This is a genomic window from Kocuria sp. ZOR0020, from assembly GCF_000800955.1.
GTDB lineage: Bacteria > Actinomycetota > Actinomycetes > Actinomycetales > Micrococcaceae > Kocuria > Kocuria subflava.
Map to the genome: position 1 here is coordinate 1 of NZ_JROX01000151.1, position 10,068 is coordinate 10,068.

General features: G+C 62.5%; 5 protein-coding genes and 2 pseudogenes. 1 reads left to right on the forward strand and 6 read right to left on the reverse strand.

Annotated elements, in window-relative coordinates:
• The 5 genes and pseudogenes from L979_RS09305 to L979_RS09325 form a co-directional block, all read right to left on the reverse strand.
• A pseudogene (locus L979_RS09305) lies at positions 1-452 on the reverse strand (IS1634 family transposase); the annotation flags it as partial.
• A gap of 401 nt (positions 453-853) precedes the next feature.
• Positions 854-2,806 (reverse strand): hypothetical protein, encoded by a 1,953-nt coding sequence (locus L979_RS09310; protein ID WP_047691940.1) that lies wholly within the window; start codon positions 2,804-2,806, stop codon positions 854-856.
• A 42-nt stretch (positions 2,807-2,848) separates the two neighbouring features.
• A complete protein-coding gene (locus L979_RS09315) occupies positions 2,849-4,834 on the reverse strand; it encodes a hypothetical protein (RefSeq protein WP_047691941.1) in 1,986 nt (661 codons plus the stop codon).
• Positions 4,834-5,520, reverse strand: coding sequence for a hypothetical protein (locus L979_RS09320; protein WP_047691942.1), 687 nt, complete (start codon positions 5,518-5,520; stop codon positions 4,834-4,836). Before L979_RS09320 ends, L979_RS09315 begins: the two co-directional genes overlap by 1 nt.
• Positions 5,521-5,731: 211 nt before the next feature.
• Positions 5,732-6,025 carry a hypothetical protein gene (locus tag L979_RS09325; protein ID WP_047691943.1) on the reverse strand — a complete coding sequence of 98 codons (294 nt, stop codon included), beginning with the start codon at positions 6,023-6,025 and terminating at the stop codon, positions 5,732-5,734.
• A 223-nt stretch (positions 6,026-6,248) separates the two neighbouring features.
• On the opposite strand from L979_RS09325, the gene L979_RS09330 reads away from it, so the two are divergent.
• Positions 6,249-7,253, forward strand: coding sequence for a DNA-processing protein DprA (locus tag L979_RS09330; RefSeq protein WP_047691944.1), 1,005 nt, complete (start codon positions 6,249-6,251; stop codon positions 7,251-7,253).
• Between the two features lie 35 nt (positions 7,254-7,288).
• Here L979_RS09330 and L979_RS15090 read toward each other — a convergent pair.
• A pseudogene (locus L979_RS15090) lies at positions 7,289-10,023 on the reverse strand (AAA family ATPase); the annotation flags it as partial.
• Between the last annotated feature and the right edge of the window lie 45 nt (positions 10,024-10,068).

Genomic DNA, 10,068 nt, shown 5'->3' on the forward strand with positions numbered 1-10,068 from the left:
TGGTCGCGGTAGCCGCGTTCCTGGGCCCGGGCCAGGCACCGGAACATCGTGCGCAGCGACGCGTGCGGCACACCGAGCTCGTCCAGCACCCGCAGCGAGTCGGCCTTGCTCGTGGGTTCCACGATCCGCGCCAGCACCAGCGCCTTGAACGCCTCATCGCCCAGGGCATCGAACCCCAACCTGGCGTACGCGCTGGTCAGCACGTGCCACAGCAGTGCGCTGCACTTGCCGGTGATCACCGACTGCCCCGCCGGCACCGCGCCCGCGCTCAGGTCGAGCTCGCCCTGACCCGGGTGCATCTTCACCCGGGCGGCCTCCAACAGCGCGGTCAGCTCGGCCTCGGTGTGCGCTGAGCCCAGGTGCTCGAGGACTTTGTCCCGCCCGCCCCGGCGCTCAGCGATCTGCACCGCCGTCGCCCCCGACGCCGTCCGGACCTTACGCACGAACACCACGGTCCGACCCTACCCACCCGATTAGTGTGTCGCCGACCCCCGCCACAGGACTCTGACCAGCGACAACACCGGCCAAGTCAGCCAGGAGCTCTCAAGTGGCACGAGTCAGGCGTACTGCGGCTGCGCATCTGGTGCGTCGCTCGGTTCCCATCCGAGGCAAGGGTGTAGCTCGGGAGGATCACGCTGAGGTCGTGAGCCTGTACAAGGGTGGGGCTACACTGGTTGAGGTGGGGCTGAAGTTCGGAGTGAGCCAGCAGACGATTCGTCGTGTCCTGGCCTCTCAGGGGGTCACGATTCGCCCAGGCGGACGAGGACCCCGTCACGGGTTGAGTTAGAGTAACGAGACGTGACCCCAGCCTCCGTGGAACGTCCACTAGCGACTGCAGTTCCGTCGCAATGAGTCAATGCATCGAACTGGGCGTCGGCCTGTTGCCTCTCACGACGGCGACAATCGCGCTGCTCATCGCCCGACCCTCAATGTCTCGATGATGAGTCACCCAGATTGAGTCGTTGATGTGGGGCGTTCCTGACGAGTGGTCAGTGAGATCCAGAACTAACAGCTGGCCTAAGGGTTGACTAGTTGACTGATACTCCAGTGCTTGGGCAAGGTATGCTTTCTCGAGTTTCTCACGACCCGCGTCATTGAGTTCACGCTTGACTTCCGTCACGTACCGTTGGGCACCGTCGAAAGTCGTGATGACATCAGCACGGCCCCCAGCGATATTTTGGTGCTCCATGCCGACACGACCGGCAAGATCAGTTGCGCAAAGAAACTGATGAAAGTGCTTCTGCAACTCTGACTCAAGTGGCGTGGAATCGCTAGGACGAATGGGGCTTGTGTATGGCTGCGCACTGTCGCCGACATAGACGAGGAATCTGACCGTATATAAGACTAGGAGAGAGAAGTTTGCTCTAGTCGAGCCAACAAATGCCTCGTTCTCTTCTAATTCGTCCATCAGACGGGCAACGATTCCCTCTATCAGTTCGTTTTGTGGTCGACCAGGTGCGTAGGTGCCAACGAACCACTGGCGAGCAGCCTCTTCAAGCCGGGCTCGGGCGGAGTCGGATAGCTCATCAAGGACAACGGTGGCTGGACCTAGGAGCGCTCCAAGATAAGTGCCGTCATGAGATGACTCCTCGGGGTCATCGGCAGGCTCACGTCCGGCTGATCGCGCACGATATACCAGATCGACCAGTTCGTAGATTTCCTGCGGAAGCTCGGGGACGTACCGCTTCCTGTCGATTGCGACCGCGCGGTCGAGCTGATGTGCCATCGCATTGCGCCGAGCAATCTGGTTTACGAGCCGGGGTCGAATAAGCGTGGAGACGGTCTTTAGGTTGGTGAGTTGCCGATCGGCTTCATAGACCGCAATAAGCGCATCAACTGCGACCCAGGTATCAAGAAAGCTGTCTTCCTCGATCTCTATCGCGGCAGTCTCTAGATGCCAAGCCAGCGATGTCCAGGCAAGCTCCGCTGATCGTCGGGCAGTGGTCTGGTGGCGGTTATGCATGCCATGAACCAGAAGAGCTCGGCGAGTGGACAGGGTGCGGGCTGCCTGAGCAGACGCTGCGAGCGCGATCCTGTCCGCTTCTTCGAAAGCGATCACGGCGGTGCATGTTTGAGCGAAGGCACCAGCATCGTCACGTGCATCGTACCGGCCGGCGAGAGCGTCGAAATGGTCTCGTGCGGTGCGGAGCTTATTGAGCAAGTCTTCCTTGTTCTGTTCCGTGAGAGCGTCCCGTAGCCGGACCACCGCGCTCTCGTAAGCGGCATCTTCGCTACCTCGCTCCGCCAGTTCAGCAAGAGTGGCGGAAAATCGCTGCTGTTCAGCAGGACTCGTCCAGATGTCGGCGGCGATGCCAATCGCGCGTGCGAGTGGGTCTTCGAAGTCCTCTGGGTACCCTTGGACTGAGCTGGTGAGCAGAGAAAGCAGCTGGTACGGAGCGACCGAAGTCCGCGCGACTACTTCGAGTGCGATGTCCAACCGGAGGCCCGCCACGAGTGGGCTGTCAGTGATGATCTCGGCGTTTGGCAGCAGAGCGTCGTGAAGAGTTTGGCCTGCCAAGCCGAGGGTTTGTTCGTCGTCTAGTACAACGTCTGCTGCCTCTCGAAGGGCAAGGTAGCTACGTTGCTGGGCCAGCCCTTTGACGAATCTCAAGAAGGCGGTTTCGTGGTCTTTGGTCCACTGTCCGGCCTGAAGCTGCGCACGGAATGCTGAGGCCAGGCGTGGAGCTTGAGGGTTGGCAGCGAGCTCATACGCTTCGGCCGCTACTTCCGAAATTTTCCCCAATGCGTCTAGAGCAGGAGGCTGCGGGTCGGTGAGGTCAGCGACCAGACGCTCAGCGACCGACATTGTTGCCTCCTCGGAGGTTGAACGCGCGAACTTGTCTCATTTCTAGAACAAGGATGTGCGTTGGGGTTTCGGGACGATTGTCGCGGCTACCCCTGACACTGATGTTGCTAACGTCGTGTCAGCGGTCGTGACGAGAATCTGTAGCCCTGGTTCCTCAGCGGCCGCGGTGACGAGACCTTGCAACAACGTCTGTGCGTGATCGTCTTGTACTTCCTCTGCTTTGAGGCTGTCCAGCAACAAGAGGCCGGGGTGTCCTGCGATGCCGCGAGTTCGCGCGGTTCGCAGTAGCGCAACTACCAGCGCGTAGCGCAGGCGAAGGCGCTCGCCGGGGCTTTGAGCGCTGAAGCTGGACCGTGCACCTCCACCCTTGGTGACGTCCATATTGCCGTTCGCCTTGATCCTGATGTTCTCCAGCTCACCGATCCCAAACAAGATCGCGAGGTCACGTGTGGCATCGCTGAGGTCCGAGTAGAGCTCTGCGCTTACATGTCTGATCTCATCGCGGAGAAGCTGATCCGCCGCACCGAGAACCACCACAGCGTCGGGAGGATCAGTATCTTCCCGGGCCATCGCTTGCAGTGCTTCGACGACGGCCGCTGCCGCAGCGAATTCGTGCTCCGCCTGAACCCGTTCAGTCATCTGGTGCGCGGCCTGAGCCTGTGCAATCTGCGCATCTATCGAGTCGAGGTTCGTCTGCGCGGCTTCAAGATCGCTGTGCGAACTGCTCTTGGCGTCGATCAGTGCCTTCTCTGCCGCGCGGGTGGCGGTAAGTGCATCGGAGCACTGGCGTTCCCGCTCGGCGTAGTCGTCTTCGTCCTCGACAAGCAGTGCGTTGTCACATACTGCGCAATGGTGGGTGTCATTTTCCTGGGTCCGGCGCTCATCGCTGATCGGCGTTTCACAACGCGGGCAAGACTGAGGGTTCAAGCCGTGGAACAAGACGCTGGCTGCTTTCGACTCGCGAAGCGCGTTCAGCGCCTTTTCATCGGCGATGCGAGCAGCTTGCGCATCGGCGAAAGCTGCTGCCGCTGCGTCGGCTACTTGTCTAGCGGAGGCAACGCGTTCACCCGCTGCGGCCGCAAGCCGCGTCAGCTCTTGAAGACTCTGAGCGGGTGCTTGTGCACGAAGTTCTTCAAGGCGGGACTCCGCAGTGGTTTGCCGATCCTTCGCATCCTGAAGTTGCTTCGCTATCGCTGCGTTGGCGTCTCGACCGCGTCGTTGTTCCGCTTTGAATTCGCTGTCGAGGCGCTGAGCCAAGGCCCGGACACGCATCGACCGGGTTGCTTCGGGCATGTCAAGGAACACTTGCATCAGTCTGACTGGAAGTTGATCCCCTGCTGTGCCACCCAGCAAGATAGTCTCAGCTCCAGAGGGGGGATAAAGGACGCTGAAGTAAGCGGGCCAGCGATGTGCCTTGATGATTCCAGCTTCATCGTCGTTTCGGGATCGGTTGAAGACCTGAATCTCGTCCAGTCCGAGTTGATTCATCATGAACCCGCCCACTTGCTCGGCCCACTCCTCGTTGCTCTGGGCGCGAGCCAACTCGGTAATGTCAGCGGTGATTGAGCCGCCGGCCCCTATCAGATCCTTCGCACTACCTCCCAGAATGTAGCCCTGGGTAATCTGGGAGGCTTCCATAGACAGACGGAAACTGATCGGTTCCCCGTTGATGTGGACATCGAGAGAGACGTCCGTGAGCCAGGACAGCACATCGGCTTGGAGACTGCGCGGCTCTCCTCGAAGTACGAGAGTGAGCACTTCAAGGATGCTGGTCTTTCCTCGGAGATTGCCTGCGGCGATGACGGTGACGCCAAGCTCGAAGGTGAAAGTCTCATCGAAGAATCCGGGCTCGATTTCCCCCGCTTTCTCTCCCCGGATTCGTAGCCGGTCGATGCGGATGTTGCGGTGGCGACGGTTGCTGGTCGTAAGACTCAAGCCGTAGTCGGTCAGGGTCTGCTCGACCACCTCCTTTGTGCAGGAAGAGGCATCAGAGATTCGTTCGATGAGGGTGTTGCTTCCTTCGTTCACTACTTCTCTTCCCTTTCCAGACCAATTAACACGTCCCGCAAGCGCTGTCTCGCCCGGTCTGCGATGCCGGCGATCCTTGTTCCCAATGCGGCATCGGCGTACTCGGGCTGGAGGTACTGGATATCACGCAGTGCGCTCCCGCGGCGGCCAGCCGCGAGGTCGGCGACCAGAGTTGAGCGCTCGACGTAGTACGCAAGCTCGGGGACTGTCTCAACGATCTTCTGGGCGGCGGCCCTGCCTGACAACGTTAGGTAGTAATCATGCTGTGCCGTACGTCGCGGTCTGCCCTGCCTGCGGCGGACTACCAGGCCGGGCGTACGCAGAACCGATAAAGCCTCATCAAGTGGTTCGTAGGCGCCAAACAGAAATCGGAGCATCTGGTGAGAACGAACTTCGGGTTCATCGCTCTCCAGGATTTGTCGAGCAAGGTTGAGATCATCGTGATCTCCGTCGCGCTCGAAACGAGAAATCAGCTCGTCCGCTAGGTAATCGGGGTTCCGGAGCCAGAAATCCAGCTTCTGGAGAAGAACCTGCGAATGTAGAACTGCGACAGCGTCAGCGGGAGCATCGCTGGGAGGAGGCTCCCGCAGAGGTTCAGAGGCTGCGCTCAAGAGGAGCAGGAGACGGACAGCGTCCTGGTAGACACTGGTCGTGCGACCGTCTGCCACCTGTTGGAATTCCGCCATAACCCTGAGTTTAGTCGCCAGAGGAGCTCGTCAGCGGGACGTGTCACGCGCGTCTGGCTCGCCAACCGCGCACCCTGCCGACAGAAACCAGGCATGGACCTAGGTAAGACACTGTCTATGCAACCTACCGACGGCGCGGCACCCCGGCAGCCTGTGCGACAGGTAACCGCACGTTGTCGCAAAGAGCAGGCCACCGTCGAGCAGGCTTTTCCTAGAGCCGAACGCGGACCAGGAGGACGAGACTGATGGGGCCGATCCAGAGCATTTTCAACGCCGACCACAAGGCGATGAGTACGAAGATATTCAGCCATCCCGGTCCGCCGTCTTGGATGATGACGGTCAGCAGGCTCGCGGCGTAAAGGTATGGGATCGCCAGCAGCATCGTCGGCACACCCCATTTGAGACCGGATCGGGTTCGAATCTTGTCGAGCACGATGTTGGTCGGCATCACCCGGCGCATGAAGTAGCGGATGTGGATGCTGACGAACCAGATGAGTCGGAACATGGCGGGCCTCCAAACACGTAAATGTTGCTGAGGCAGTACGTGTATGAGTGCCCCTTACAGGGCTGTCCCGAGGGACCCGCAGAGTTGAGAACCTGCCTCTATCCCCCATTCTATGTCTGAGCAGTAGCAGGCGGAACCCCTCGACCTCCCGCACGGGAGCCGTGTCCCTGGTGTGTGCACCTTGCCAGCACACCAACACACGCGCCGAAGGGAGCACAAGATCATGGTGCAGCTGGCAGAACAAGTCCGGGGTGAGCGGGGCGCCCGGATGGTGCTATCGATGATCGCGGACCCCAACGACGCTCCCACCGGACGGGTGCTGGCCCGTGTTGGCGGTGTCGAAACCCTCCGACTCATCGATGATGCTCAGGCGTCGGTGCCGGGGATGAACCGGGCCGATGGGATCGCCTGGCGGAACCGGATGGCAACCCGCATCCCCGACGATCTGACAGACCGCCTCGCGCAGGCTAAGGCCAGTGGTATCGCCGCTCTCATCCCCGCCGATGAACACTGGCCGCAGAGTCTGAACGATCTGGGGCCTCGTGCTCCGTTTGTGCTGTGGGCCCGCGGGGCAACTTCAATGCTGACCGGCGACGTGAAGGAACGGGTGACGATCACCGGCGCCCGCGCCGCCACCTCCTACGGAATGACGGTGACCGGGGAGATCGCCGATGATCTAGCCCGCAGAGAGCACATCATCGTTGCCGGTGGTGCCTACGGTGTCGAGGGTGAGGCTCACTGGGCAGCGCTGGCTGCTGGTGGGAGCACGGTGGCGGTCATGGCTGGCGGGGTGGACAGGCTGTATCCATCGGGTCATGCCGAGATGCTGGGCCGGATCGGTGACCTCGGCACGCTGGTCAGCGAAGCCCCACCCGGAGCGGAACCGACTCGGCATCGGTTCATCGCTCGTACTCGTCTGATGGCCGCCCTCTCGGGTACCACGGTGGTCACCGAGGCTGGTATCCGATCAATGGCGATGCTCGTGCCGGTCGAGGCCCGTAACCTCGACCGAGGCGCCGGTGCGGTGCCCGGCCCAGTCACCAGTGCCGCCAGTACAGGTGCGAACGAACTGCTCAAACGCGGCATCGCCGATGTGGTGACTGATCCCAAGGATGTCCGTGAGCTCATGGGCCACGTCGAAGAGTCCACTCCCGCAAGATCCGGCCTGTTGGACCGCACCATCACCCCGTCGACCCCTTCACTACAGGAGCAAGCCCGCAGTCTCTAGTACCTGGTTCACGAGCCCGTAGGCAGCTCCGGTGGTTAGAGGGTGGGGCCGCCGCGGTCGACACCGACAGGATCGCGCCGGGGCTCATCCCGCTCCGGCGCGGCCTTCGGGGTGAGGTGTCGTAGTGCTGTGGTGGCGCGGGTATGGTCGATCTTCTGCGCCCCCACTTCTGGCGGGGCACCCAGTGGTGTGTCATCGGTGATGTCATAGCGATCCCGGTAAGCGGCGATCGTACGAGCTGAGTGCCGCCACCGTGCCTGTCCACGTTCATCGATGGGCTGCTCGCCCAGGGCCTCGGTCCAGGGCTCGCCCTGGTCAATGGCGGTATCCAGGACCGCATCGGCCCGGGCCTCGATCAGTTCGCGCCGTTCAGTGAGTGCTTGGCGCATCTCGGTGCTCATTTGGCCGGCGGCGTGTGGGATGAGTCCAGCAATCAGCGCAGGAGCCTTACGGGTGCGTCCGGACCCGGCGGGCCGGCTGGTGGCGCGGGCCACCCGGTAGTGCATGACCTTGGCAACATCGTCAGCGTCCTCGAACCCACGAGCACCGACCAGACGCGGGAACAGCGCATCCACGTCATGCCGGTTCGCCTCGGCCCGGCGCAACTCGGCGGTCAGTGCCCCGAAGGCTTCTGAGGTCAGGGCAGCCTCAGCCTGGTCGGCGGTCAGCCCGGAGTCTCGAATCAACCTGGCCCAGCGGTCGTGTTGGGCGGCTGCGGCGATGGTCTCGTACTCGGCGGCCAGCTGTGCAAGCGAGCCCCAGTGGTCTTGCTCGGCGGTGAGGTCTCGTGGGCCGAGAGCTCGGCCCCGGAATGCTGCAACACCCCGTAGAGGACGGTTTTGCCGGTGGCTTCTTCGTTGTCTGAGGGGTGCGGGGCGGCGTGGTCGTCGGGCCGGTCGAGCACTACCCATGCCCTGTTCGACTCCTTGCCGCGGGTCATGGCGACGTAGAAATTCTCTCTGGTGGTGGTTGGCTCCACCAGGACATGCGCAGTGTCGGTGGTGATGCCTTGGGCGCGGTGCGCGGTCACTGCATATCCCAGGTCAAGGTGATCGGCCACGTAGTCGGCTGGTAGGACGATCGCCCCGGTGCGGCGGCCGGGCTTACGCACGGTGATTGACCCGTCGTCCCGCACGTCGGTGATCTGCCATCTCTCGCCGTTGCGCACCCAATCTCGCATCGAGCGCAGTCGCCGGTCATTGCGACGGGTAATCACGGTGTCGCCGACTCCGGCCTGGGTGCGGTCGGTCAGGGTCACTTCTCGGCTCGGGGTGATCGTGCCGTCCATGATCAGATCAGCACGGGCTCGGGTGTTCAGAGCCGTCACATCGTCTCGGGTTTCAGCGATCAGCACTGAGGCTTTGCCTGTTTCACGGTCGGTGCGCCATGCCTGGTAGGCGGCATCGATCATGTCCTCGGCATCACCATCAGCGATACGTCCGTGTTCGAGGTAGGTGTCGATGATGCGGGTGCGGCCGTGGCGCAGATCGAGCGAGGCGGTCTTCTCCCACTCATGGATAAACCGGTGGACCTCGACCAGTTCTGGCGCATCGTCGCGTTCGGCCACCAGCATCCCGAACGCCCCACCCGCGTCCACGGATTGGAGCTGGCCGTAGTCGCCGACCAGCAGCACCTTCGCCCCGGCCTCAGCAGCGAGTCCGGTGATCCGATCCAGTGACAGGGTGCCGGCTAGGGATGCTTCATCAATAATGACCAGCTGACCAGGGTTGAACATCTCACCGGTGGTGAGGTGGTTCTGCCACCATTTCGCGGTGTTCTCGGTCTGGATTCCCAGATCATCGGCCAGCACTTGGGCGGCCACCGCAGACGGGGCCAATCCCACGACCGAACCACGCCCGTGTTCCTTCTCCCACGCCCGGCGTAAGGCGTTCATGGCGGTGGTCTTACCCGCACCAGCCGGGCCTACCAGCACATCGAGCATCCGACCCGAGACCGCGACACGGGTGAGTGCGTCGGCCTGGTCCGGGCCGAGCACCCTGCCTTCCCGGTCTTTCTGGCCGGTGACCTCCTCCATCAACTCAGGCCCTACGGTGGGACCGGTGCGGGTGGTTGCGCGTTCGATGAGCCGGTCTTCGGCCGCCAACAGCGTCTCAGAAGAGAACACGGTCGAGTGCTTCGGGCGGAACACGCTGGACCCGTCCGGGCGGCGGAAAGCAGCCGGGCTGGCCGCCAACTCCGGCGGGCTCAACCGCAGGGAGGCGTTCTCGGCGGCGTCGGCGATCATGCCCACGATCGCCTCCCGGTCCTGCACCGAGGCGAACCGCCACTGCATGGATTGACGAGAGGCTTCGGCGTGGAGGTTCCAGCGCCGCCACGTCGAGCGCTTCTCACCCACCACCTCCACCACCGACTGCCCAAGCTCGGCAACCAGTTCCAGTGGCACATCATCAGCCCGCAACAACGGAGCCTCCTGTGGTTGGGCGATGCGGCTGGCCCAGGCCGTGGCGTCCTCACCCAACAGACCGGTGGCGCGTTCCCGCCAGCCGGCGGTCAGATCAGCCAGCGAATGCACCTGCTTATCGGGTCTCGTGGTGAGCGTCGCTTGGGCTCGCAGGCGCACGATCATCGTCGCTGTGGGGCGTCTGCGGTGCTCGACGGTGTAGGCGGCGATCAGCCGATCCGTCTCAGCATCGATGTCGTGGGAGCGGGTGGAGAACTCCTCGATCATCTCCTCACTGACCCCGGTGACCTCCCACGCCGGGTTTCGGTCACGCCCACGATCACGGGCCTCCCATCCCAGACCTAAAGTGGGCCTTCACAGCTGAGTGTGGGTAGCGGTTCTCCGCCAGGGGCG

Coding starts and splice junctions, on each gene's coding strand:
- L979_RS09310 (WP_047691940.1), bottom strand. CDS start 2,806: ATGTCGGTCGCTGAGCGTCTGGTCGCTGACCTCACCGACCCGCAGCCT.
- L979_RS09320 (WP_047691942.1), bottom strand. CDS start 5,520: ATGGCGGAATTCCAACAGGTGGCAGACGGTCGCACGACCAGTGTCTAC.
- L979_RS09325 (WP_047691943.1), bottom strand. CDS start 6,025: ATGTTCCGACTCATCTGGTTCGTCAGCATCCACATCCGCTACTTCATG.
- L979_RS09330 (WP_047691944.1), top strand. CDS start 6,249: ATGGTGCAGCTGGCAGAACAAGTCCGGGGTGAGCGGGGCGCCCGGATG.